Source organism: Duganella sp. HH101, from assembly GCF_001758795.1.
Lineage (GTDB): Bacteria > Pseudomonadota > Gammaproteobacteria > Burkholderiales > Burkholderiaceae_D > Rugamonas > Rugamonas rivuli.
Map to the genome: position 1 here is coordinate 1 of NZ_LRON01000037.1, position 25,218 is coordinate 25,218.

The following is a 25,218-nucleotide window of genomic DNA, read 5'->3' on the forward strand; positions in this document are numbered from 1 at the left end:
GCCGATGCCGCCGCCAAGGCCGCTGCGGACGCCGCCGCCAAGGCCGCCGCCGATGCGGCCGCCAAGGCCGCAGCCGATGCGGCAGCAGCCGCTGCAGCCAACCAGACGGCCACGCCGGTGGCCCAGGCGCTCAATTCCACGGTCAACATCATCAACACCGTCACCCAGGCCACCAACGGCAAGACGTCGCCGGCGGTTTCCACGACGCCCGATACGGTGCTCGCTTCCAATACGTCCAGTGGCGGCGGCAACAGCAAGCCGGACGACAAGGTGCCGGATGAAAAGGACAAGAGCGGCGGCAAGGTGGAACAGACCGCTAGCAAGCTTGAACCGACCAAAAAGATGTACTGCAACTGAGGCCGCGTCGAACGCAATGGGCCCGTCGCCGGGGCGGGCCCGTTTGTGAGCTGAAATGCTACATAATGCGCCAGCCCTATCAAATTCAACGTTTCAAATAGGCATTGCTTATAGCGGCTATGCTAGCATCGGAAGAGCGTTTGCAAACTGCGTCATCGTGCACGACAAACTTTCCAAGTTGGCAAAATACACGCGATAAAACTAAGAGCCTACCCATGAGATATAGCCTAACGCGCCTGCTAGCAGGTTCCCTTCTTGCCGCCGCCGTTGCCTCCGCCTGGGCCGCCCAGCCGGCCGACGATGGCGCCGCCATCCGGTTCGAGATTTCCCGTTTCGAGGTCAAGGGCAACACCTTGTTGCAGCAGGCCGAGATCGATGCGCTGCTGAGTAAGTTCACCGGCAAGGAGCGCGACTTCGGCGACGTGCAGCGTGCGCTGGAAGCGCTGGAAGCGGTGTACCACCAGCGCGGCTACAACGTGGTGACGATCGAACTGCCGGAGCAGGAACTCAATCGTGGCGTGGTGGTGCTGCGCGTGGTGGAAACGCGCATCGGCCGCATCAGCGTGCGCAACAACCTGTACTTCGACGAGAACAATATCCGCCGCAGCCTGCCGGCCTTGCAGGAAGGCCGCACGCCGGACCTGAAGGCGATCTCCGCCAACCTGAAGCAGGGCAACGAGAGTCCCGCCAAGGAAGTCACGCTCAAGCTGCAAAGCGGCGACAAGGACGAGGAGGTCGATGCCGTGCTCGACGTGAAGGACCAGCGCATCTGGAAGGGCATGGTCAACATCGACAACACCGGCACCACGCAGACCGGCAAGACCCACGTCGGCTTCATCCTGCAGAACGCCAACCTGTTCAACCTCGACCACCTGGCCTCGCTGCAGTACACCACCTCGGCCGAGGAGCCGGGCCGCGTCAAGGTGTACGGCGCCGGCTACCACATCCCCTTGTACGCGCTGGGCGATTCGCTGGACTTCTTCGCCAGCTATTCGAACGTCGATTCCGGCACCGTGTCGGCCGGCGCCTTCAACCTGGCCGTCAGCGGCAAGGGTGCGGTGTACGGCGCGCGCTACAACCAGAGCCTGGCCAAGCGCGGCGAGCTGGAATCCAAACTGAGCTACGGCATCGACTACAAGGCCTTCAAGAACAATGTGCAGGTGCTGGACCAGGGCGCTGGCCAGCAGCTGGGCAACGACGTCACCGTGCATCCGCTCAGCATCAGCTACCAGGGCACGCTGCCGATCAAGCAGGGCGAGGTGAGCGGGCAGGTGACGCTGCTGCGCAATATCTCCGGCGGCAGCAAGGGCGACCAGGCCGCCTTCACGCTGGCGCGCGACGGCGCCAAGGCCGACTACACCATCCTGCGCCTGGCCGGCAGCGTGACGCGCGCCGTCGCCAACGACTGGCAGCTGCGCGCCATCGCCAACGGCCAGTACAGCAGCGATGCGCTGATCCCCGGCGAGCAGTTCGGCGCCGGCGGCGCGACCTCGGTGCGCGGCTTCGTCGAACGCGAAATTTCCAACGATTCCGGCCTCGGCGTCAACCTGGAAGCCTACACGCCCAATGTGTGCAGCCGCGCCGGCTGGAACTGCCGCTTCCTGGCCTTCTACGACACCGCCTACGTCAAGCGCAACCATGCGCTGGCGGGCGAGTTGACCAGTACCTCCATCGCCAGCGTGGGCGTGGGCGCGCGCTTCGTGCTGTCTACCTACGTCAACCTGCAACTCGATTACGGCCATGTGGTGCGCGCCGGCGCCACCGGCCATGACAACGCCAACCGCCTGCACCTGCGACTGGGCCTGGCCTACTGACGCTGCATCGAAAACACTGGAAATCAAAATGCTACAGCCAAAAAACTCTACCGTACTCAAGACCCTGTTCCGGGGCTTGCTGTTGCTGGCGCTGTGCGGCATGGCCGGCGCAGGCTGGGCCGCACAGGTGGCGGGCACCATTGTCCAGCTGAGCGGGCCGCTGCTGGCCAAGAAGGCTGACGGCGTGGTGCGCATCCTGTCGATGCGTTCCGAAGTCGAAAGCGGCGACACGCTGGTGACGGAGAAGAACACCTACGCCATGGTCAAGTTCATCGACAACAGCGAGATCACGCTCAAGCCGGCCACCACGTTCAAGGTGGAGAACTTCAGCTACGACGCCGGCAAGCCAGATGCGGACAACGCGTCCTTCAACCTGGTCAAGGGCGGCCTGCGTTCGGTGACGGGTTTGCTGGGCAAGCGCAACAAGGAAAAATTCGCCATGAAGACGCCGAGCGCCACCATCGGCATCCGCGGCACCACCTTCATCGCCGACATCGTCGAGCCGAGCGCGGAGGCGGTGGCCGCCCGCATGGCCTACAACCTGGCCAGCACCGCCGCGCTGGACCCGACGGCCGCGCCGGTGCAGCCGCTGATGCTGGCGCAGCTGACTATTCCGTCGCCGACCGCCAACCGTGCTCCCGGCCTGTACGTGCAGGTGCTCGACGGCTTGATCCATGTGACCAACCCGTCGGGGTCGAGCAACTTCAGCGCCGGCCAGTTCGGCTTTACTCCGAGCTTCAGGACGCCGCCGGTGATCCTGCCGGCCAATCCGGGCATCCAGTTTGCGCCGCCGCCGGCGTTCAACCAGAGCACCGGTCCGTCGTCCAGCACCGGCCCAAGCAAATCGAATACCGTCGATTGCGAAGTGCGCTGAAAATGACTTGACCTTCCCATCGTGGGATACTTGATGCTGTCGTCATCGAGTCTTCCATTGGGTTAGTCATGTTCACCTCCGCTTCTCCTGTAGCGCAATCGATCAACATCGAGGGCATGACCTGTGCCTCGTGCGTGGGCCGCGTCGAACGCGTGCTGGCCGCCGTGCCGGGCGTGGACAAGGTCAGCGTCAACCTTGCCACCGAGTCGGCGCGGGTGGAGTCGTCGCAGCCGCTCGATTTCGCGCTGTTGGCGCAGGCGGTCGACAAGGCCGGCTACCACGCCACGCCTGAGCTGCCGCCATCCTCACCCGCAGCCGCACCGGCGGCGGCGACGCTGGCGCATCCGGGCGGTGGCCGCGCCGTGCTGCTGGCGGCCTTGCTGTCGCTGCCCTTGCTGCTGCCCATGCTGCTGGAGCTGGCCGGCGTGCACTGGATGCTGGACGGCCGCTTGCAATTGCTGCTGGCGACGCCGGTGCAGTTCTGGCTGGGGGCGCGCTTCTACCGCGCCGGCTGGCTGGCCGTGCGCGCCCGCAGCGGCAATATGGACCTGCTGGTGGCCTTGGGCACCAGCGCGGCGTATGGCTTGAGCGTCTATCAGCTGCTGGCGTCGACGGCGGCCATGCCGCATCTGTACTTCGAAGCGTCGGCCGTGGTGATCACCCTGATCTTGCTGGGCAAATGGCTGGAGGCGCGGGCCAAGCGCCAGACCACGTCGGCGATCCGCGCCTTGCAGGTGCTGCGGCCAGAATCGGCGCGGGTGCGGCGCGGCGCGCAGGATGTGGACGTGCCGATCGCCGACGTGCAACCGGGCGAACTGGTGGTGGTGCGGCCGGGCGAGCGGGTCGCGGTCGACGGCGAAGTGGTGGAGGGCGCCAGCCATGTCGACGAAGCGCTCATCACCGGCGAGAGCCTGCCGGTGGCGCGCCATGCGGGCGACCGCGTGACGGGAGGCGCCATCAATGGCGAAGGCCTGCTGCTGGTGCGGGTGACGGCGGTGGGCGCGGAGAGCACGCTGGCGCGCATCATACGTCTGGTCGAGGATGCGCAGGCGGCCAAGGCGCCGGTGCAGCATCTGGTGGACGGCGTCAGCGCGGTGTTCGTGCCTGTGGTGCTGGTGCTGGCGGCGCTGACGCTGGCTGGCTGGTGGCTGGCGACCGGCGACGCCGAACGGGCCATCATCAATGCGGTGGCGGTGATGGTGATCGCCTGCCCATGCGCGCTGGGATTGGCGACGCCCGCCGCCATCATGGCCGGCACCGGCGTGGCCGCGCGCTACGGAATACTGATCAAGGATGCGGAAGCGCTGGAGCTGGCGCATCGCATCACCACCGTGGCGTTCGACAAGACCGGCACGCTCACCGAAGGCAAGCCGTCGCTTGTTGCGCTGGAACCAGCCGGCATCGATGAGGCGCGGCTGCTGCAACTGGCCGCCGCCATCCAGCGCGGCAGCGAACATGCGCTGGCCCGCGCTGTTACCGATGCCGCCGACGTCGCCACCGCCAGCAGCGCCGTCACCGCCGCCGCACCGAGCGTCACCAGCGTCGCTGCATTGCCGGGCCGTGGTGTCGCGGCCACCGTCGATGGCGTGCGCCTGATCCTGGGCAGCACGCGGCTGATGCAGGAAGAGGGTGTCGCGCTGGATGCGCTGAACGCCCGCGCCGCAGAACTGGAACGGCAAGGCCTGACAATCTCCTGGCTGGCCGCTTCGAACCCGCCGCAGCCCGCGCAGCTATTGGGCCTGCTGGCCTTCGGCGACCGCATCAAACCCCAGGCCCGCGCCGCACTGCAAGCGCTGCACGACATGCACATCCAGACCATCCTGCTCACCGGCGACAACCAGGGCAGCGCCGACGCCGTCGGCAAAGCGCTGGGCGTCGGCCGCATCGTCGCCAACATGCTGCCCGCCGACAAAGCCGCGGCCGTCGCCGCGCTGAAGAGCAAAGACAGCTGCATCGCCATGGTCGGCGACGGCATCAACGACGCGCCCGCGCTGGCCGCCGCCGATGTCGGCATCGCCATGTCCAGCGGCACCGACGTCGCCATGCACGCCGCCGGCATCACCCTCATGCGCGGCGATCCCGCACTGGTGGCAGCCGCCATCTCGATCTCGCGCCGCAGCTACAGCAAGATACGCCAGAACCTGTTCTGGGCCTTCATCTACAATCTGGTCGGCATCCCGCTGGCCGCCTTCGGCCTGCTCAACCCCATGGTCGCAGGCGCCGCGATGGCGCTCAGCTCCGTCAGCGTCATCAGCAACGCCCTGCTGCTGCGCCGCTGGAAGCCGGACCACCTGAAAGGACAAGCATGAACATCGGACAAGCGGCAACAGCCAGCGGCGTCTCCGCCAAGATGATCCGCTACTACGAAAGCATCGCCCTGATCCCGGCGGGGCGGCGCAGCGAGGCCGGCTACCGCATCTACGGCGACAACGACCTGCACACGCTGCGCTTCGTCAAGCGCGGCCGCGCGCTGGGCTTCTCGCTCGACCAGATCCGCGATCTGCTGTCGCTGTGGCAGAACAAGGAGCGCGCCAGCGCCGACGTCAAGACCATCGCGCTGGGCCACGTGGCGGAGCTGAACCAGCGCATCGCCGAGCTGACCGAAATGCGCGACACCCTGCAAACGCTGGCCGGCTGCTGCCACGGCGATCACCGCCCCGACTGCCCGATTCTCCAAACTCTTGCCGGTTAAAGTATAATCGCCCGGTTTTGGTGCCCGCGCGTCTGTCCAGACGCGCAGTTAAACGGGAAACATGAAGCTGGCCACGCCAGCCAACATGTGCTGCCCCCGCAACGGTAAACAAGCGTCGTCGTTGACGACAAATCCGCCTCTTCAGACCACTGTGCCCGCGCATGGGAAGGTCAGGCGGTGTCGCTTGCCAGCCCGGATACCGGCCAAGACAGGTGGAAATGCCCAGGCATTTCTGTTCAATCCGCTCACGGGGAGGTGAGCGGCTTGCATCTGTTTTGATCTACACCTATGCATCGATTTTTCGCGCCACGGCCCTGCCGACTGGCGGCCGTGCCTTGCGCACGCGCCGTCCGCGCACCCGTGCGCCCCGATTTTTTATCCCTGCCTATTGGACCATCCCATGTTTAACCTGCCCACCGACGCGGCCGTGCACTCCATCGAGACACTGCTGTACTCCATTTCCACCATCCTGTACCTGCCCGTGCTGCTGGGGATCGCAGCGCTGGTGCTGCATATGCTCGTGTGCTTCGGCACCTTCGCCGCCGAATGGCTGGAGCGCCGCCGCGGCGTGCGCGTGCTGGTCGCCACCGCCAGGCAGGAGATGGCCGCCGTGCTGACCGCGCAGGAAGGCGAGCCGGGACTGGACGCCCGCCTCGAACGCCTGGTGCAGCGCGCCGACGCCAACGGCGTGCGCCGCCTGGATGCGGTGCGCTTCGTGGTGCGCGTCGGCCCGGCACTGGGCCTGATGGGCACCCTGATCCCGATGGGCATCTCGCTGGCCGGCCTGGCGCAGGGCAATCTGCCGAAGATGGCCGAGTCGATGACCACCGCCTTCACCGCCACCGTGGTCGGCCTGGCGTGCAGCGTCAGCGCCTATGTACTGAGCCTGGTGCGCGAGCACTGGCTGCGCACCGACCTGACCGAGATCGCCTACGTGGCCGAATCCCACCTGGCGGCGCAGGACCACAAGCCGCACCTGGTGCGCGCGGGAGCCTGAGATGCGCTATATGAACCGCCACCGCTTCAGCCGCATCGGCGAGCATAACGAAGACCCGCTGTCCGGCGTCGCCAACCTGTTCGACGCCAGCATCGTCTTCATCGTCGCCATGATGCTGGCGCTGTTCTCGGCCTGGAACATGATGGACCTGCTGGATCCGAACTCCGAAGTCACCATCGCCAAGAAAAGCGCCGACGGCCATGTCGAGGTGCTGACCAAGAAGGGCTCTGAAATCAAGGTCAGCAAAGTCAGCGACAAGCCGCTGTCTGGCTCCGGCAAGCGCCTGGGCACTGCGTACCAGCTGCCGGATGGGAAGGTCGTCTATGTACCGGAATAACAAACTGTGGGCGCTGCTGCTGTTGCTGGTGTCCCTGTGCATCGGCGGCTATGTGCACTCCGCGCAGGCGCCGCGCACGCTGGCGCTGATGCTGGGCGATGTGGAATCGCGCCCGGCGGTGCTGGCGGTGCGCGGCCTGCAGGCCGAGTTGAAGGAGTTGAACGTCGCCGTGCGCATCATCCCCGCCAACGGCATGACGCCGGCCGACCGCGCGGCGCTGACCAGCGCCGACGTAGCCGTCGTCAACGCCAAGGGCCGCCAGGCCATGGTGGGCCTGAGCGCCGAACTGCTGGCACTGCAAAAGGCGCGCCGTCCGGTGTTCGCGGTCGGCGGCGCCATCGACGACAGCCTGCGCGAGCAGGGCGTGCGCGACGATGCAAGCATACAGTCCTACCACCGCGAAGGCGGCGTGGAGAACGTGGGCAATCTGCTGCGCTACATCCTGCGCAACCATTTCGGCGCCAGGCTGTCCGTGGCGCCGGTGCATGCGATGCCGGAAGTGGGCCTGTACGACGTGGCGGCCAACCGCACGTCCAGCAGCTACGAGCAGTACCTGCAAGGCTACGCCAACTACAAGACCGGTGCGCCGTGGATCGCCGTGCCGTTTTACCGCGCCAGCCTGGTGGCGGGACAAACCCTGCCGCTGGCGGCCATCGTCGCGCGGCTGGAGGCCAGCGGCTACAACGTGCTGCCGGTGTTCGGCTATCCGTACGACGTGCCGCTGCGCTTCCTGCTCGATGAAAACGGCAAGAGCCGCGTCGAGCTGATCGTCGCGCTGGGCATGAAGGTGGGCGGCACCGCCAACACCGGCGCGCTGCTGGACAAGATCGGCGTCCCCGCCATCAACGTCATCACGCTGAGCCAGCAGTCGCTGGCGCAGTGGCAGGAATCGAAGATCGGCCTCGATATCATCGAACGCACCTGGCAGCTGGCCGGCGCCGAAGTGGCGGGCCTGATCCAGCCGACCGTGGTCGCCAGCCGCGAACGCATCAGCGATGCGCAGACCGGCCTGGCCTACGTCGAGGAGACGCCTATCCCCGAACGTATCGAGCGCCTCAACGAGCGCGTCGCCAGCTGGCTGGCCTTGCGCCAGAAGGCCAACGGCGACAAGCGCATCGCCATGATCTACTTTAACTATCCGCATGGCTCCGAGACCATCGGCGCGGCCTACCTGAACGTGCTGCCGGAAAGCCTGTGGCAGATCGTCCAGCGCCTGAAGCAGGACGGCTACCAGACCGGCGCCGCGCTGCCGCCGTCCCAGGACGAACTGCAAGGCGAGATCCAGCAGTGGGGCAACTACCCCGGCAAGTCCAAGGGCGACTACATGGCGGGCCTGAAGCATCTGGCCGAAAGCGGCCAGGCGCTGCTGGTGCCGCTGGCCGACTACCAGAAATGGTTCGCCACGCTGGCGCAGCCGCTGCGCGCATCGATCGAGAAATCCTGGGGCAAGCCGGAGAACGCACCCGTCCTGTGGCGCAACGCCAAGGGCGAGCCGTTCTTCGTCTATCCTGCGCGCCGCTTCGGCAATGTGCTGATGGCGCCGCAACCCGGCCGCGCATGGGAGCAGAACCTGGAGAAGCTGCACAACGAAGTGAGCATGCCGCCGTCGCATGAATACATCGCGTTTTATCTGTGGCTGCAGAAGGGCTTCCAGGCCAACGCCGTCATGCACATCGGCACCCACGGCACGCAGGAATGGCTGACCGGTAAAGAAGCCGGCCTGTCCGACAGCGATCCGACCGAGGCCCTGATCGGCGCCATGCCCAACATCTATCCGTACGTGATGGACGACGTGGGCGAGGGCATCCAGGCCAAGCGGCGCGGCATGGCCGTCATCATCGACCACATGACGCCACCGTTCGATGTGGCGGGCCTCAATCCCGACCTGCGCGAGCTGGGCGCGCTGCTCAACGACTACCGCGTAGCCGAACAAAAAAGCCCGCTGCTGGCGCGCAGCCACCTGACGGCGATCAACCGCCTCGCGGCCAAGAGCGGCGTGTTGAAGGACATGAAAAAGACCGAGCTCAAAACCGAAGCCGACATGGAGGGCCTGGAGGAATACCTGGACGACACCGGCAGCAAGCTGACGCCGTTCGGCCTGCACACCTTCGGCGTGGCGCCGAAGCCGGAGCTGCGCAACGCCACCGCGCGCGCCGTGGTCAGTCTCGACACCACGTCGACGCCGGAGCAGAAAACCAAGCGCATCGCCCAGCTGGAAAACGATATCGAACGCAGCGCCGGACTGGAACTGGAGCGCCTGATGCAGGCGCTGTCGGGCCGCTACATTCCGACCGGCGCCAGCGCCGACCTGGTACGCAATCCGGATGCGCTGCCGACCGGCCGCAACTTCTTCGGCCTCGATCCCTCGCGCATCCCGAGCAAGACCACCTACGAAGCCGGCTACAAACTGGCGCAGCAGCTTGCCGAAGACTACCGCAAGCGCCATGGCGCCTGGCCGGACAAGTTGAGCATGAACCTGTGGGGCGTCGAAACCTCGCGCCATGAAGGCATCATGGAGGCGCAGGCGATGGCGCTGATGGGCGTGCGTCCGACGTGGGACGAGCGTGGCCGCGTCACCGGCGTGGAAGCGCTGACCCGCAAGCAGATGGGCCGTCCGCGCGTGGACGTGACGCTGATCTCGTCAGGCCTGTTCCGCGACCTGTTCGGCAACCTGCTGACATTGATGGACCAGGCGGCGCAGCTGGCGCAGAAGCAGGACGACAACGGCCCCGGCGAAGGCGGCAACGTGATGCAGCTGCACGCGGCCAAAACCGCCGCCGCGCTGACGGCGCGCGGCATCTCCGCAGAAGAGGCGCAGCGCATGGCGTCGGTGCGCATCTTCGGCCTGCCGAGCGGCGCCTACGGCACGCAGATCGAGAAGCTGATCCCGCTGACCAACGCCTGGCAGAACGAGAAGGAAGTGGCGGACGTATTCATCAACCGCATGAGCCATCCGTTCGGTGCCGGCTACTGGGGCGACGACAAGGCCGATCCGGGCCAGCGCCGCGAACTGTTCAAGCAGGCCATCAGCGGCAGCAAGATCGCGCTGCACAGCCGTTCCAGCAATCTATTCGCGACGCTGGACAACGACGACTTCTTCCAGTACCTGGGCGGCACCGCGATGGCGATCCGCAGCGTGGACGGCAAGACGCCGGAGGTGATGGTCAGCGACCTGTCCAACCCGCGCAAGCCGGGCCACAAGACGCTGGAGCAGTACATGGGCCAGGAGATGCAGGCGCGCTACCTGAACCCGCGCTGGGCCGACAGCATGCTCAAGGAAGGCTATTCCGGCGCGCGCTACATCAACCGCGTGGTCGACTACCTGTGGGCCTGGCAGGTGACGGTGCCCGAGGTGGTCGACGGCGGCAAATGGCAGCGCATGTACGACACCTACGTCGAAGACCGCCATGGCCTGAAGGTGCGCGAGCGCTTCGCCAACAGCGGCAACCTGCGCGCCTTCCAGGCCATCACCGACCGCATGCTGAGCGCGATCGAGCGCGGTTACTGGAAGCCGAGCGACGCGGTGCGCGAAAAACTGACGCAGCAGAACGCGCAGGCGATCAAGGATGGCGGCGTGTCGTGCAGCGCGGATTCGTGCAGCAAGGCGACGATGAAGATCGCGCCGCAGTTCAGCGGCCAGTTCGTGCCCAACGTCGGCACCAACGCGGCGATTGCGCGCGGTGCGGCGGCTGCCGGCCGCGCGGGCGGGGCCGCACCGTCCGCCCAGCCTCCCGCGCCGTCGGCGACGCAGCAGCAGACCGACGCCGCCATGCAGAACGCGGTGGCGGAGCTGCAAGCCTTGCAGGCCAAGGCGCAGGAGCTGCCGACGCCCGCGCCGGCCCACGCCAAGAACAAACCGGCCGAGCCGGCGCCGAAGGCCAAGGCAGATACCGCCGACGCCAAGGTCAATGGCTTTGAAATGGAAACCCTGGCCAAGCTGACGCCGGTGCAAAAGACCATCGGCACGCTGGCCTTGCTGGCGCTGGCCGCCGGCCTGATAGGCGTCGGCTACATCGGCCGCCGCAACAAATTACGCAAACTGAAGGAGTATCTATGATTGTTTCATCGATCGTCGCGCTGGCGGCCGTGGTGCCGTTGGTCGCAAGCGATAGTACCGTGGTGGAAGCGGTGGAAGTGCGCGGCCACTACGACAACGGCGTGGGCACCTCCGGCGCCGCCAGCCAGGGCTCCGTGACGGCGGCGCTGATCGCCAACCGCCCGGCGCTGCGCCCCGGCGAGCTGCTGGAGTTCGTGCCCGGCGTGATCGTCACGCAGCACAGCGGCGACGGCAAGGCCAACCAGTACTTCCTGCGCGGCTTCAATCTCGACCACGGCACCGACTTCGCCACCTTCATCGACGGCATGCCGGTCAATATGCGCACCCACGCGCACGGGCAGGGCTACACCGATCTGAACTTCCTGCTGCCGGAACTGGTCGACCGCATCAACTACAAAAAAGGCCCGTACTACGCGGACGAAGGCGACTTCGCCTCCGCCGGCGCGGCGCATATGGGCCTGGCCAACAAGCTGAAGGAAAACACCGCCAGCGTCACCGTCGGCGAGCACCAGTACTACCGCGCCAACCTGACCGGATCGACCCCGCTGGGCGAGGGCAACCTGGTCTACGGCGCGGAGCTGGGCCACAACAACGGTCCGTGGGTCAGCCCGGAAGCCTTCCACAAAAGCCTGGGCGTGCTGCGCTACAGCCAGGGCGGCAGCGACAACCAGTTCAGCATCACCGGCATGGCCTACAAGGGCGCCTGGTATGCCAGCAGCCAGATTCCGAAGCGCGCGGTGCAAAGCGGCGAGATCGATCCCTACGGCGCGATCGACCCCACCGACGGCGGCATCACGTCGCGTTACAGCCTGTCGGCCACGCTGCGCAAGCGCAGCAGCGACACGCTGTTGCAGGCCAATGCCTATGTGGTGCAATCGAGCCTGGACCTGTACAACGACTTCACCTACTTCCTCGACGATCCGGTCAACGGCGACCAGTCGCGCCAGACCGAGAAACGCCGCATGACGGGCTTCGACGTGGCCCATACGTGGTTCAGCAAATGGGGCGGGCTGGATGTGAACAACAAGATCGGCGTGCAGGGACGTTATGACTACCTGTCGCCGCTGGCGCTGTACAGCACCGTCAAGCGCCAGATCACCGGCACCATTTCGGAATCGAAGGTCAAGGAAGCCAGTGCCGGCGTCTATCTCGAAAACACGGTGCAGTGGCGCGAGTGGCTGCGCACCACGGCAGGCCTGCGTTACGACCGCTATCGTTTTGACGTCAGCAGCAATATCGCCGAGAACTCGGGCAAGGTCAGCGACGGCGTGACCTCGCCGAAGATCTCGATGGTGCTGGGCCCATGGGCGAAGACGGAATTCTTCCTCAACTATGGCGAAGGCTTCCACAGCAACGACGCGCGCGGCACCACGGTGCACCTGACGCCGAAGGAGCGCGAGCCTATCGATCCGGTCACGCCGCTGGTCAAGACGCGCGGCGCGGAACTGGGTGTGCGCACCGAGTTCCTGCCTGGCCTGCAAAGCTCGATGGCCTTGTGGAAGCTGCGCTCCGCGTCCGAGCTGGTGTTCTCCGGCGACGCCGGCGATACGGCCGCAAGCCGCGGCAGCTACCGTTCGGGCATCGAGTGGAACAACCACTACATCGCCGCGCCATGGCTGCTGTTCGACCTGGACCTGGCGTATTCGCGCGCCCACTACACCGAGCATGACGAGGCGGGCGACTACATTCCCGGCGCGGTCGGCAAGGTGGCTTCGTTCGGCGCGACCATCGCCGATATCGGTCCGTGGTCGGGCGCGTTCCAGATGCGCTACTTCGGTCCGCGTCCGCTGATCGAGGACAACAGCCAGCGTTCGGCGACGACGGCGATCGCGTATGCGCGCATCGGCTACAAGATCGACCGCCGCTGGGCCGTGTCGCTGGACGTCTTCAACCTGTTCGACCGCAAGGCCAGCGATGTGGACTACTACTATCCATCGCGCTTGCCGGGCGAGCCGGCGGAAGGCGTCAGCGACATCCACTACCATCCGGTGGAGCCGCGCACCTTCCGCCTGACGCTCAAGGCTACGTTCTAGAGAACATCCAGACCGTCAGCACCGCGCCGACGATCACGACGAAGCCGCGCATGACTTTCTCCGGCAGGCGGTGGATCAGCCATCCGCCGCACAAGCCGCCGGCGATGCCGCCCACGCACAGCGCCAGCGCGGCGGGCCAGCTGATCAAGCTGGAGGTGGCGAAGATCAGCGTGGCGGCGGCGTTCATCGCCATCGCCAGCACGTTCTTGGTGGCGGCGGCGGTGCGCACCTGCTGGCCGGCGATGGTCAGCGCGGCCAGCATCAGGAAGCCGATGCCGCCGCCGAAGTAGCCGCCGTAGACGGCGATGCAGCTTTGCACCAGCACCAGCGTCCAGCGCGGCATGCTGCCCGCCGCGTGCAGGGGCTTCTTGCGGAAGCTGCCCCACGCGAACACGCTGGTGGCGAACAGCACCAGCCAGGGCACCAGCCGCGCGAAGAACGACGGCGGCGTATTCAGCAGCAGGATGGCGCCGAAGATGCCGCCGATGGCGCTGATGACCAGCATCTGCTTGAACGTCAGCGGCCCGACGTCGCCGGTCAGCTTGCGGCCGGCATAGGCGGAAGTAGTCTGGCTGGGGAACAGCGCGATGGTCGAGGTCATGTTGGCGGCCAGCGGATTCAGGCCGGCCAGCAGCAGCGCCGGGAAGGTGATGAAGGAGCCGCCTCCGGCCAGTGCGTTCTGCACGCCGGCCAGGAAACCGGCGGCGGCGACCATCAGGACGATGTGGATTTCAAGCGGCGGGACTGGCGGCATGGGGGCTCGTAAGTGGTCAGGAGTGGTCGGGGCAGCGGTCGATTATAACCGTGTGCCGCATATCGTTCCGGGCGCTGCGCGAAGCTTGTCAATGCTACTATCTTGGCATGACGACACCATACCAACTTTACTATTGGGACGGCCTGCAGGGCCGCGGCGAATTCGTGCGGCTGGCGCTGGAGGAAGCGGCGGCGCCTTACGTGGACGTGGCGCGCCAGAAGAAGGGCATGCCGGAGCTGCTGGCCAGCCTGGATGGCGACAAGGTCGATCATCCGTCGTTCGCGCCGCCGGTGCTGCGCGCGGGCGAGCTGCTGATCGGGCAGACGGCCAACATCCTGATGTATCTCGGCGCGAAGCACGGCCTGGCGCCGCGCGCGGAGGCGGGGCGGCTGTGGGCCAACCAGCTGCAGCTGACCATCGCCGACGTCGTCAACGAGGTGCACGACACGCACCATCCGATTTCCACCAACCTGTATTACGAAGACCAGAAGAAGGAAGCGAAGGCGCGCGCCAGGGATTTCCGCGAGCAGCGCATACCGAAGTTCCTCGATTACTTCGAGGGCGTGGTGGCGCGCAATCCGGGGCGGGGCGGCTACGCGGTCGGCTCGCGGCTGACGTATGTGGACTTGTCGCTGTTCCAGCTGGTGGAAGGCTTGCGCTATGCGTTTCCGAAGACGATGGCGCGGCTGGAGCCATCGTATCCGGCGCTGGTCGCCTTGCGCGACAAGGTGGCGCTGCGGCCCAACATCGCCGCCTATGTGCGCTCGAAGCGGCGGATACCGTTCAATGAAGACGGCATCTTCCGCCGCTATCCGGAGCTGGACAGATAATCAGGCCGCGCTGGTGACGGGATAACCCGCATCGGCGATGGCCGATTTCAACGGCGCCAGCGCGCTGGCGCTGGCGATCCTGACGGTCTTGCTGGCCAGGTCGATCTCGACCCGCGCGGCCGCATCGACCGCCTGCACCGCCTTGGTGACGGCGCCTACGCAATGGCCGCAGCTCATGTTTTCCACTTGCAGCTGATACATCATGTACTCCCTGAAAAGTTTCGATATACGTACTGTAGGCCTTCCCGTGGTGGGAAGGTCAAGCGCCGTTGCGTTGCGCCCACAGCGCCGATTGCTGTTGTAAATACAACAATTAATGGACCGCTTGCGGGGCTGGTGATAGTATGAAACCGCAGTCAGGTCGGGCCGCCGTCTCACTTTTCGTGGGTGTTGAATACATGAAACCTCATCCTGCCACGCTCGGTATGGCACCGCTCAGCATCAGCGAGCTGGTCGAAGCGATTCAATGCATGCCCGTGGGCGTAACGATCATCGACAGCAGCCTGACGATGCGGTTCTGGAACGATGCATTCTGCCGCTTGCTGGATTTACCCGAAGACGTCATGCGTCCGGGCGTGGCGCTGGAGGACTTGTTCTACTTCAATGCGCGGCGCGGCGATTTTGGCCCCGGCAACGCCGATGAGCAGGTCCGCGAACGGATACGCCTCAGCCTGATGTTCGAACCCCACCATTTTGTCCGCACCCGTCCCAATGGAACCATACTCGACATCACCGGCCGCGTGATCCACGGCCAGGATGGGGAGGTGATCGGCTTCGTCACCATCTACCAGGACGTGACGGTGGAGCGGCAGCACGAGCAGCGCCTGCTGGCGACCAACAAGGAGTTGCAGGTGGCCTATGACGACTTGCGGCTGGCGCAGATCGGCTACGCGGCGATGGAGGAGGACCGGCGCCACTACTATCAGCTGGCGGTGCGCGATCCGTTGACGGGCCTGTTCAGCCGCTACTACATGGAAGACGCCGCCGCGCGCCTGATTGAAATGCATGAGCGGAACACGTCGACGCAGCTGGCCCTGCTGGTGTTCGATATCGACCGCTTCAAGGACATCAACGATGTGTACGGCCACCTCAGCGGCGATACCGTGTTGCGCCGCGTCGGCCAGTTGCTGGTCCAGCAGTCGCGCCGCACCGATGTCGCGGTGCGGTTTGGCGGCGACGAATTTGCGGTGTTCCAGGCGGGCGTCAGCGACAATGAATGCCTGGCTTTCGCCGAACGTTTCCGCACCGTCGTGGGCGCGGCGGAATTCGACGGCGACATGGCGCCGATCAAGCTGTCGATCAGCCTGGGAGTGGCCGAGCACCGGATAGGCGAGTCGATGAACGATTTGCTGTACCGGGCCGACGCGGCGCTGTACGAAGCCAAGCGCGCCGGCAGGAATTGCGCGCGCAAGGCGTTATAGCGGTGAGTGAGCGGTGAGTGAGCGGTGAGTGCCTAGTCCTCGGGCGGATCGTCCAGCTTGGCCAGGTCCAGGCTCACCAGCGCCCAGATGCCGCCGGAGTAGTTCGGTTCGCGGGACAGGTATTCCACCTCGGACGGTTTGATTTCGAAGGCCTTGCCCTGTTCGACCAGTTGGCCCACGTGGCCGTAGATGGCCTTGGTGGCGTTGCTCATGGCCTTGTCCACGGTTTCGCCCGTGGTGACACAGCCGGGAATGTCCGGCACGGTGACGCCATACTTGGTATCGCCTTTTTTTCGGATGAGGATAGGGATGTCCATGGTCGTACCTAGGCTGTTGTCCGAAAGGCTGGCGAAATCAATGACTTGGAGTGTCTAGTGTCATACAGGTTGGTGCCTGTTTCAAGCAATTTCGTGGCTGACCTCGCCGATATTGTGCACCGCATTAACGATTGACATTACAAATTGCCTGCGATACTATTTATATAATGCTTATTTGCATTTAAAGTTATCTTGGTGCAATATTTATCCGGTCCCCAATCCTCGTGCCGGCTAGCATCTCCACACTAGCAATCACTCACTTCAAGGGACATCCATGAAATCCATCAAATTTGCAGCAGTTGCACTCGCCCTGGCCGCCATCGGCAGCTCCAACGCCGCCGTCATCACCTTCCAGACCGGCAGTTCCGGCGCCGGCCCGCTGGCCACCGCGGACGACTACCGCAGCGTGGTGGACGCCGCCGTCGTGGGCGGCCATACGACTTTGCTGAACAGCTATGACAACGTGTCCAACAATGGCATCTTTGGCGCCGGCTCGACCGATATCGCCTTCAAGTCCACCATCAACTTCGGCCTGAACGCCGCAGGCACCTACTCGTTCCGCGCCGGTGTCGACTTCGGCCGCGGCGGCGCCGTGTTCCTGGACGGCAGTGCTGTTGCCGTGAACAGCAACGACATGTGGTGGGAATATAACTACGACAAAGTCAACGGCTCCTTCCTGATCAACAATCAGGCTCTGTCGGCCGGCAACCACACGCTGACCATCTACGGCCTGGAAGGCTGCTGCGACGGCGGCCAGCAGGTACAGTACGCCGCTGCCGGCAATGCGTTCCAGAGCTTCAGCGCCGACACCCTGGCGCCAGCTGTGCCTGAGCCGGAAACCTACGCCATGCTGCTGGGCGGCCTGGCCCTGATCGGCGGCTACGCCCGCCGCCGCAATAACAAAGCCTGATAGCAAAAAGAAGCCCCGCCGGCATTGCTGCGGGCGGGGCTAACAGGTACGGGCTTATTCTACTACATTACAAAACCTCACTCGCGTGGTCGGCCAGGCGCGAGCGTTCGCCGCGCGCCAGCGTCACGTGACCGCTGTGCGACCATCCCTTGAAGCGATCCACCACATACGTCAGGCCGCTTGACCCTTCGGTCAGGTAAGGCGTGTCGATCTGCGCGATATTGCCCAGGCACAGGATCTTGGTGCCGGGACCGGCGCGCGTCACCAACGTCTTGACCTGCTTCGGCGTCAAGTTCTGCGCTTCGTCGATGATCAGGAACTTGTTGACGAAGGTGCGGCCGCGCATGAAGTTGAGCGACTTGATCTTGATGCGCGAACGGATCAGGTCCTGCGTTGCCGCGCGCCCCCACTCGCCGCCGTCCGAATCGGACTTGTTGAGCACTTCGAGGTTGTCGTCGAAGGCGCCCATCCATGGCGACATCTTCTCTTCCTCGGTGCCCGGCAGGAAACCGATGTCTTCACCGACCGGCACCGTCACGCGGGTGACGATGATTTCGTTGTAGAGCTTGGTTTCCAGCACTTGCGCCAGGCCGGCGGCCAGGGCCAGCAGGGTCTTGCCGGTACCGGCCTGGCCCAGCAGGGTGACGAAGTCGCATTCCGGATTCATCAGCAAGTTCAAGGCGAAGTTCTGCTCGCGGTTGCGGGCGGTGACACCCCACACATTGTTCTTGTTGTGGCTGAAGTCGCGCAGCGTCTGCAGCACGGCGGTCTTGCCGTTGATCTGCTTGACCTGGCCGTAGAACGGCGTTTCGCCATTCTTGGGCTCCAGGAAGATGAACTGGTTGACCAGCAGCGAAGGCACGAACGGGCCGGTGACGCGGTAGAACGTCGCGCTCTGGCCGTTCTTGTTTTCCTGCCAGCTCTCCAGGTCCTTGCCGTGCTTGGTCCAGAAATCGTCCGGCAGCTGGACGATGCCCGAGTACAGCAGGTCGGTGTCTTCCAGCACGTGGTCGTTGAAGTAGTCCTCGGCCGGCAGGCCCAGCGCGCGCGCCTTGATGCGCATGTTGATGTCTTTCGACACCAGCACCACAGGGCGGCCTTCCTGTTCCGCTTCCAGCGAGCGGACCACGGACAGGATCTGGTTGTCGGCCTTGCCGACCGGCAGGCCGACAGGCAGGTCGGCCGTTTGCAGGCGCGTCTGGAAGTACAGGCGGCCCTTGGCGTCCTTGTTGCCCAGCTTGGACAGCGGGATGCCGTTCTCGATGGCGTCGTCGTCGGTGTTGGAGACCAGTGCATCCAAGGTGCGCGACACCTGGCGGGCGTTGCGCGCCACCTCGGTCATGCCCTTCTTGTGGTTGTCCAGCTCTTCCAGCGTCATCATCGGCAGGTAGACGTCGTGCTCCTCGAAGCGGAACAGCGACGATGGATCGTGCATCAGCACGTTGGTGTCCAGCACGAACAGCTTGGTGGTGCCGGTCTGGTCGGCGTGGCGGCTGGTCGACGACTTGATCGCCACTTCATGCGGCTTGTGCTTGGCCGGATGCGGGGCCTCGGCCGTGATCGGCGTGACCTTGCCGCGCGCGGCCGGCACAGGCTTGGCCTTGGCGGCCGGTTTGGCAGCAGGGTTGGCAACTGCTGCGGCAGGCGCGATGCCGGCTGCGGCGTTCTTCAATACGGCAGGGGCGGCCTTCAGTACGGCCGCCACGGCTTTGGACTTGCTGCTGGTTTTCGGTGCTTCGGCTTTGGCTTTTGCTACAGGCACTGCTTTGACAGGCGCCGCTTTCTTCGGCGCGGGCGCGACTTCAGCCACCGCTGCGATGGCGGGGACCGGGCGCGGCCCTGTCGCTTTTGGATAATCTTTCGCCAGAAGTAAAGTCGCTGGCTTACTAGGTAATTTTGGCAGTGGCATCAGGATCTCATTTGAAGAATATCTGGAGGAATCCGCCCATTGGTGCAGCACGCTTCCCGGTCAAGGAAACGTTGGGACCGTTGGGGTGGATGCTGGGTAAAAACAGGGTTATAAGACTGCCGACGGGCGCTCATCATGCCCGGAGAAAGTACCGCGTGGTGGCCGGCTGGCCACCATGTAGGGTGGTGGTGTGAATTACAGTGATGACTCAAAATAGCTGAATAGGCTTGGTTCGGTTGGGCAACTCCGGAAGCTGCAACGCGCATCCTGAAACTAAGCCTGACGCGCTACAAATTCCAGCACTTCATCGACGTGACCCGCTACCTTCACGCCTCTCCATTCTTTCACCAATTGACCGGTAGCGTCAATCACAAACGTACTGCGCTCGATACCGCGTACAGTCTTACCGTACATTTGCTTCATCTTCATGACACCGAACTGCAGGCAGACGGCCTCGTCAGGGTCGGAAATCAGCTCGAAAGGCAGGCCCAGCTTGGTCTTGAAGCTTTCATGCGAGCGCAGCGAGTCGCGGCTGATGCCGTAGACTTCGGCGCCGGCGGCCTGGAATTGCTCGTGCAGGTCGCGGAAAGCCATGTTTTCGGTGGTGCAGCCCGGGGTGTTGTCCTTGGGGTAGAAGAACAGCACGGTATGGCGGGCGGGACGGCCCGACAGCTGGAAGGTCTGGCCGCTGGTCATGGCGGCGGAAAAATCGGGTACGACGGATGGGCTATCAGCCACAGGCACTCTCCTGAACGATACGCATTAAGAACGGGCGGCGCCCTGTACGATCAGCTGTCCCGAACGACCCGGCAGCTCGCCCCAGGTGATCGGACAAACCGGCATGGTCTGATGCCGGACCTTCTGATGGTAATCGGCCATCGACGCCAATGTGTAACCCTGCGCCTTCCAGCCAGCCAATAACTGCTCGAATATGGGGGCGAGTTTTTGCCCTTCAAGTTCGGAATGCAAAGTATAAACGTGGTCGCGCGTGGCGCCGGCCGTCAGCTTCAGCAGGAAGGCGGCGATGTTGCCGGTGCCGATGGTGACGCCGTCGATTTCGCGGCCCAGCAGCTCATCCAGCGTCGGCAGCGTGGTCGGCAGCTGGATGTGGGACAGCACCTTGTCGCCGTCGGATAAACGATGCGGGCCGTCGGCCGGATTGGCCAGCGTGCCGTTGTCGTTCAACACGCAGCGGCCGTCGGACGCGTAGGCATAGCCGGCGGCGTCATGCTCGGCGAAGGCGGCATTGTTCATCTGCCAGCCGGCGGCGCCGTGGGTGCGCGGCGCGGTGCCGAACACCTGCGAAAAGCGGGCGGCGGCCTTGCGCATCATGCTGGTGGACCATTTGCCGTCGCGCCTGGCGACATTGTCCTGCCACAGCACGTGGTCCCAGGTGTGAATGCCGCATTCGAAGCCGGCGTCGCGCACGGAGCGCATCTCGCCGGCGCAATCCTTGCCGATGTCCGGACCCGGCAGCAGGGTGCCGTACATCAGCGTCTTGAGGCCGTAATGCTCAACGACGGACGTGCGCGAGACTTTGCTGAAGAACCCCGGACGCAGCGCGCGGCGCAGCGCCCAGCCGGTGTGATCCGGCCCCAGCGAAAACAGGAAGGTCGCCTGGGCCTGGTGCGCCTTCAGCATCTGCACCAGGTTCATGGTGCCTTCACGGGTGCCGCGGTAGGTGTCGACATCGATCTTCAACACCATCAGCGGCGCTTGCGTTTGCAAAGTCTCGGTCAAATCTTAGTCCATCAGTTTTTGTGCTTCGGCCACTTGGCCGCGGTAGGCGTCGAAGATTTTCTTCAGCGCGTCGGCCATGGTGGTGGTCGGCTTCCAGCCCAGCTCTTCGCAGGTGTTGGTGATCTTCGGCACGCGGTTCTGCACGTCCTGGTAGCCGGCGCCGTAGTACGCGCCCGACGTGGTCTCGACGATCTTGACCTTGGCCGCGCCTTCGGCGTACTCGGGGTACTGCGGCGCCAGGGCCAGCATCATGGCGGCCAGCTCGCGGATCGAGTAATTGTTGACCGGGTTGCCGATGTTGTAGATCTTGCCCGATGCGGCGCCGTTTTTGTTCTCGATGATCTTCATCAGCGCGTCGATGCCGTCGTCGATGTCGGTGAACGCGCGTTTCTGCGCGCCGCCGTCGACCAGCGAGATGTTCTCGCCGCGGACGATGTGGCCGAAGAACTGCGTCACCACGCGCGACGAGCCTTCTTTCGGCGTGTGGATCGAATCCAGGCCGGCGCCGATCCAGTTGAACGGACGGAACAGCGTGAAGTTCAGGCCTTCCATGCCGTAGCCCCAGATCACGCGGTCCATCAACTGCTTGGCGTTGGAGTAGATCCAGCGCGGCTTGTTGATCGGGCCGCAGACCAGTTCCGAGTTCTCAGGATCGAACTCGTCGTCGTGGCACATGCCATACACTTCCGAGGTCGACGGGAATACCAGGTGCTTGCCGTACTTGGCGGCCGAGCGGACGATGGGCAGGTTGGCCTCGAAGTCCAGTTCGAACACGCGCAGCGGCGCCTTCACATAGGTCGATGGCGTGGCGATGGCGACCAGCGGCAGGATCACGTCGCATTTCTTGACGTGGTACTCGACCCATTCCTTGTTGATGGTGATGTCGCCTTCGAAGAAGTGCATGCGCGACTTGTACGCCTCGTTCTCCAGCACGTCGGTGATACGGTCGGTGCTCATGTCCATGCCGTAGACATGCCAGTCGGTCGTTTCCAGGATGCGCTTCGACAGGTGATGGCCGATGAAGCCGTTGACGCCGAGGATGAGGACTTTTTTCATGTGATAGTTACCCAGGTAATGTTCATTGTCCGCCAGCGGACAGCTCCGCCAGGCGGGATTGCAACTGCTCAGCCGTTACGGGTTCCCCGTCGGCCGTCAAGGCGGAAATCGTCAGCATGCGGCCATCGCCGCACACGCCAAAGATGCAATTATCCACTACTGTCAAGCCAGGTGGCAAACTTAGCGATACAACATTGCCGAAATTGCCAGACAATCGGGCCCGTTGCAGCACATAGCGCACACCGCCGATATCGGTGAAGGCGCCGGGGTAGGGCGGCGCCACGGCGCGGTGCAGGTTGTACACATCCTGGGCCGGCATCAGCCAGTTGATGCGGCCGTCCTCGGGCTTGCGGCCGCCGAAATAGCCGCCCTTGCCCAGGTCGTTCTTGATGCGCGGCGCGGTGCCGTCCAGCAGCGACGGCAGCACGCGCCACAGCGCCTGCTCGGCCGCCACGGTGACTTTGCCGAACACTTCGTGCGCGGTGTCGTCCGGCAGGATGGGCACTTCCATCTGCGACACGATGGCGCCGGCGTCGGGCTTGACGGTCATCTCGTGCAGCGAGGCGCCGGTGACGGTGGCGCCGTTGAGCACCGCCCAGTTGACCGGCGCGCGGCCGCGGAACTCCGGCAGCAGCGAGCCGTGCATATTGAACGCGGGCGCCACCGCCAGCAGCTCGGCCGGCAGCATGTTGCGGTAGTAGAAGCTGAACATCAGGTCCGGCTTGGCCGCCTTGACCTGTTCCAGCAGCTCGGGCGACCTGGCGTCGGCCGGCGTGATGTAGGGGATGCCCTCGGCCTGGCACAGCGAAATCACCGATTCGAACCAGATGTTTTCGTTGTCGCTGTCTTCGTGCGTGACCACCAGCGCGACGTCGACGCCGCCGGCCAGCAGCACCTTCAGGCAGCGGACGCCGACGTTGTGGTAGCCGAAGACGACGGCGCGTTGCGGTTTATCGAAATCAGTCATGGCCTCGGCCTACGGTACGTTTTTCCACGCCGGCCGGCACGTCGAGCGACTGGCCGGGTTTTTGTTCCAATATCGTTTGTACCACGTAGCGGGGGCGCGCGCGCACTTGCTGGAAGATGCGGCCGACGTATTCGCCCAGCAGGCCGATGCCGAACAGGATGGTGCCCATGAAGAAGAAGGCGATCGCGAACAGCGTGAACAGACCCTCGGCTTCCGCGCCCAGGAACAGGCGGCGTATCAGCAGCACGAACACCAGCAGGCCGGAGGCCAGCGACAGCAGGATGCCGAACATCGAGAAGAATTGCAGCGGCACCAGCGAGAAGCCCGTGACCAGGTCGAAATTCAGGCGGATCAGGCTGTACAACGAGTACTTCGATTCGCCGGCCGCGCGTTCCTCGTGCTCGACGATGATCTCGGTCGGCTTGCGGGCGAAGCGGTAGGCCAGCGCCGGCACGAAGGTGTTGACCTCGCCGCACTGGTTGACCAGGTCGATCACATTGCGGCCGTAGGCGCGCAGCATATTGCCCTGGTCGGTGATCTTGATGTTGGTGATGCGCTCGCGCAGGTGGTTCATGGCCTTGGACGCGTAGGTGCGCCACGCCGAATCCTGGCGCTTGCGGCGGATCGAGCCGACGTAGTCGTAGCCTTCGCGGATCTTGGCGACCAGGTTGCCGATTTCCTCGGGCGGGTTCTGCAGGTCGGCGTCCAGCGTGATCATGATGTCGCCGCGCGACGCTTCGAAGCCCGCCAGGATGGCCATGTGCTGGCCGTAGTTACCGTTGAACAGCACCACGCGGGTGACGTCGGGACGGGCGCGGAACTGTTCGGCCAGGATGGAGACCGAGTTGTCGCGGCTGCCGTCGTTGACGAACACGATCTCGTAGGTCGTGTCCAGCTTGTCGAGCGCCGGGTACAGGCGGTCGAACAGCGCTTGCAGGCCGGCCTGTTCGTTATAGATCGGGATAACGACGGTAATTTCAGGTTTCATCAACGACACGCTCATTTGATCAAAATCGCTTTCACGGCTGCGACGGCACGGTCGACATCGGCCGCGGTCATGGCATAGAACATCGGCAGCGTGACGGTCAGGCGGCCGATTTTTTCCGAGACGGGGAACATGCCCTCCTTGAAGCCGCGCTCGCGGTACATGGTGAACAGGTGGATAGGCGCGTAGTGGTAGCCGGTGCCGATGTTGTAGCGCTCCTGCATCGCGCGCATGAAGTCGGCGCGGGTGGTCGGGCCGTTATCCGGCAGCACGATCTGGAACAGGTGGTAGTTACTCTGAGCCTTGCTGGTTTCGAAAGCCTGCAGCGGCAGCTGGGCGCCGGACAGGGCTTCGAAATCCGGACCGAAAGCCTGGTAATAGTGGCGCGCCAGGTTGCGGCGGTGCGCGGTGATGTTGGCGATATTGGCGAACTGCCCCAGGCCGATGGCGGCCATGATGTCGCTCATATTGTACTTGCCGCCGAGGACGTCGACATCGATGCCGTCGACGCCGCTGCGGGTCACGCCTTGCAGGCGGTACTTCTCGGCCAGCCTGGCTTCTTCGAGGTTGTTCAGCACCAGCGCGCCGCCTTCGCCGGTGGTGATGTTCTTGTTGGCCTGGAAGCTGAACGAGACGAAATCGCCGAACGAGCCGATGCGCTTGCCATTCCATTCGGAACCGAAGGCCTGGGCCGCGTCCTCGATCACGCGCAGATTGTGCTTCTTGGCGATGGCGTACAGGCGGTCCATGTCGACGGGCAGGCCGGACAGGTAGACCGGAATGATGGCCTTGGTGCGCGGGGTGATCGCCGCTTCCACCTTGTCGAGGTCGATATTGCGGGTGATCGGGTCGATATCGGCGAACACCGGCGTGGCGCCCACTTCGATGATGACGTTGGCCGTGGCCACCCACGAGATCGACGTGGTGATGACTTCGTCGCCGGCGCCGATGCCGGCGATGCGCAGCGCGATTTCCATCGTGCAGGTGCCGGAATTGAAGGTGCGCACGGGGCGGCCGCCGAAATACTCGGACATCTGGGCTTCGAAGGCGGCTACTTTGGGGCCGCTGGTGATCCAGCCGGAACGCAGCACGTCGCTGACGGCGGTGATGGTTGCCTCATCGATCGTAGGTTTCGAAAAAGGCAAGAAGGGTAAGGCGGAGGTCATTG

22 protein-coding genes and 1 riboswitch are annotated in these 25,218 nt (G+C 64.4%); of the genes, 12 read left to right on the plus strand and 10 right to left on the minus strand.

Features of this window, described 5'->3' with window-relative positions; genetic code table 11:
- The 9 genes from DUGA2_RS34140 to DUGA2_RS30980 all read left to right on the plus strand — a co-directional run.
- Nucleotides 1-357 (plus strand): hypothetical protein (locus DUGA2_RS34140; RefSeq protein WP_210402611.1); only part of this gene is annotated, 357 nt, incomplete at its 5' end.
- Nucleotides 358-572: 215 nt separating this feature from the next.
- Nucleotides 573-2,171: a ShlB/FhaC/HecB family hemolysin secretion/activation protein gene (locus DUGA2_RS30945; protein ID WP_070273149.1), complete on the plus strand. Its 1,599-nt coding sequence runs from the start codon at nucleotides 573-575 to the stop codon at nucleotides 2,169-2,171.
- Between the two features lie 28 nt (nucleotides 2,172-2,199).
- Nucleotides 2,200-3,045, plus strand: coding sequence for a FecR domain-containing protein (locus DUGA2_RS30950; RefSeq protein WP_070273150.1), 846 nt, complete (start codon nucleotides 2,200-2,202; stop codon nucleotides 3,043-3,045).
- Between the two features lie 68 nt (nucleotides 3,046-3,113).
- A complete protein-coding gene (locus DUGA2_RS30955) occupies nucleotides 3,114-5,354 on the plus strand; it encodes a cation-translocating P-type ATPase (protein ID WP_070273151.1) in 2,241 nt (746 codons plus the stop codon).
- Nucleotides 5,351-5,737, plus strand: a complete 387-nt coding sequence (gene cueR, locus DUGA2_RS30960; protein ID WP_070273152.1) for a Cu(I)-responsive transcriptional regulator — start codon at nucleotides 5,351-5,353, stop codon at nucleotides 5,735-5,737. The genes DUGA2_RS30955 and cueR overlap by 4 nt, the downstream gene beginning before the upstream one ends.
- A 1-nt stretch (nucleotide 5,738) precedes the next feature.
- A riboswitch (cobalamin riboswitch) is annotated at nucleotides 5,739-5,960 on the plus strand.
- A 177-nt stretch (nucleotides 5,961-6,137) separates the two neighbouring features.
- Nucleotides 6,138-6,734, plus strand: coding sequence for a MotA/TolQ/ExbB proton channel family protein (locus DUGA2_RS30965; RefSeq protein WP_070273153.1), 597 nt, complete (start codon nucleotides 6,138-6,140; stop codon nucleotides 6,732-6,734).
- A 1-nt stretch (nucleotide 6,735) separates the two neighbouring features.
- Complete coding sequence (locus tag DUGA2_RS30970; protein ID WP_008450906.1) at nucleotides 6,736-7,071, plus strand: DUF2149 domain-containing protein; 336 nt, start codon at nucleotides 6,736-6,738, stop codon at nucleotides 7,069-7,071.
- Nucleotides 7,058-11,128: a cobaltochelatase subunit CobN gene (locus tag DUGA2_RS30975; RefSeq protein ID WP_070273154.1), complete on the plus strand. Its 4,071-nt coding sequence runs from the start codon at nucleotides 7,058-7,060 to the stop codon at nucleotides 11,126-11,128. The genes DUGA2_RS30970 and DUGA2_RS30975 overlap by 14 nt, the downstream gene beginning before the upstream one ends.
- The gene (locus DUGA2_RS30980; RefSeq protein ID WP_070273155.1) at nucleotides 11,125-13,161 is read left to right on the plus strand and encodes a TonB-dependent receptor; all 2,037 of its coding nucleotides are present in this window, start codon (nucleotides 11,125-11,127) and stop codon (nucleotides 13,159-13,161) included. Before DUGA2_RS30975 ends, DUGA2_RS30980 begins: the two co-directional genes overlap by 4 nt.
- Here DUGA2_RS30980 and DUGA2_RS30985 read toward each other — a convergent pair.
- On the minus strand, nucleotides 13,151-13,915 hold the full coding sequence (locus tag DUGA2_RS30985) for a sulfite exporter TauE/SafE family protein (protein WP_070273156.1): 765 nt from the start codon (nucleotides 13,913-13,915) through the stop codon (nucleotides 13,151-13,153). The two genes, DUGA2_RS30980 and DUGA2_RS30985, sit on opposite strands and share 11 nt — an antisense overlap.
- Before the next feature lie 107 nt (nucleotides 13,916-14,022).
- On the opposite strand from DUGA2_RS30985, the gene DUGA2_RS30990 reads away from it, so the two are divergent.
- Complete coding sequence (locus DUGA2_RS30990; RefSeq protein WP_070273157.1) at nucleotides 14,023-14,745, plus strand: glutathione S-transferase; 723 nt, start codon at nucleotides 14,023-14,025, stop codon at nucleotides 14,743-14,745.
- Here the strand turns inward: DUGA2_RS30990 and DUGA2_RS30995 are convergent, their stop codons facing one another.
- Complete coding sequence (locus DUGA2_RS30995) at nucleotides 14,746-14,946, minus strand: heavy-metal-associated domain-containing protein (protein WP_070273158.1); 201 nt, start codon at nucleotides 14,944-14,946, stop codon at nucleotides 14,746-14,748.
- Between the two features lie 197 nt (nucleotides 14,947-15,143).
- Here DUGA2_RS30995 and DUGA2_RS31000 point away from each other — a divergent pair, with 197 nt between their 5' ends.
- On the plus strand, nucleotides 15,144-16,166 hold the full coding sequence (locus tag DUGA2_RS31000) for a diguanylate cyclase (protein ID WP_229214817.1): 1,023 nt from the start codon (nucleotides 15,144-15,146) through the stop codon (nucleotides 16,164-16,166).
- Nucleotides 16,167-16,198: 32 nt separating this feature from the next.
- On the opposite strand, the gene DUGA2_RS31005 is transcribed toward DUGA2_RS31000, so the two are convergent.
- Nucleotides 16,199-16,483 (minus strand): type II toxin-antitoxin system HicB family antitoxin, encoded by a 285-nt coding sequence (locus tag DUGA2_RS31005; protein ID WP_070273160.1) that lies wholly within the window; start codon nucleotides 16,481-16,483, stop codon nucleotides 16,199-16,201.
- Nucleotides 16,484-16,757: 274 nt separating this feature from the next.
- On the opposite strand from DUGA2_RS31005, the gene DUGA2_RS31010 reads away from it, so the two are divergent.
- Entirely contained in the window at nucleotides 16,758-17,393 is a 636-nt protein-coding gene (locus DUGA2_RS31010) for a CCXG family PEP-CTERM protein (RefSeq protein WP_070273161.1), read from the plus strand.
- Between the two features lie 67 nt (nucleotides 17,394-17,460).
- Here the strand turns inward: DUGA2_RS31010 and DUGA2_RS31015 are convergent, their stop codons facing one another.
- From DUGA2_RS31015 to DUGA2_RS31045, 7 genes are all read right to left on the minus strand, one after another.
- Entirely contained in the window at nucleotides 17,461-19,302 is a 1,842-nt protein-coding gene (locus DUGA2_RS31015; protein WP_070273162.1) for a PhoH family protein, read from the minus strand.
- Nucleotides 19,303-19,575: 273 nt separating this feature from the next.
- Entirely contained in the window at nucleotides 19,576-20,040 is a 465-nt protein-coding gene (locus DUGA2_RS31020; protein WP_008450886.1) for a peroxiredoxin, read from the minus strand.
- A gap of 24 nt (nucleotides 20,041-20,064) precedes the next feature.
- Nucleotides 20,065-21,009, minus strand: coding sequence for a polysaccharide deacetylase family protein (locus tag DUGA2_RS31025; RefSeq protein WP_070273173.1), 945 nt, complete (start codon nucleotides 21,007-21,009; stop codon nucleotides 20,065-20,067).
- Nucleotides 21,010-21,045: 36 nt separating this feature from the next.
- Nucleotides 21,046-22,098: a bifunctional UDP-4-keto-pentose/UDP-xylose synthase gene (locus DUGA2_RS31030; RefSeq protein WP_070273163.1), complete on the minus strand. Its 1,053-nt coding sequence runs from the start codon at nucleotides 22,096-22,098 to the stop codon at nucleotides 21,046-21,048.
- Between the two features lie 22 nt (nucleotides 22,099-22,120).
- Nucleotides 22,121-23,065, minus strand: a complete 945-nt coding sequence (locus DUGA2_RS31035) for a formyltransferase (protein WP_070273164.1) — start codon at nucleotides 23,063-23,065, stop codon at nucleotides 22,121-22,123.
- On the minus strand, nucleotides 23,058-24,053 hold the full coding sequence (locus DUGA2_RS31040; RefSeq protein WP_070273174.1) for a glycosyltransferase: 996 nt from the start codon (nucleotides 24,051-24,053) through the stop codon (nucleotides 23,058-23,060). Before DUGA2_RS31040 ends, DUGA2_RS31035 begins: the two co-directional genes overlap by 8 nt.
- A gap of 11 nt (nucleotides 24,054-24,064) precedes the next feature.
- A complete protein-coding gene (locus DUGA2_RS31045; protein WP_070273165.1) occupies nucleotides 24,065-25,216 on the minus strand; it encodes a DegT/DnrJ/EryC1/StrS aminotransferase family protein in 1,152 nt (383 codons plus the stop codon).
- Nucleotides 25,217-25,218: the final 2 nt, after the last annotated feature.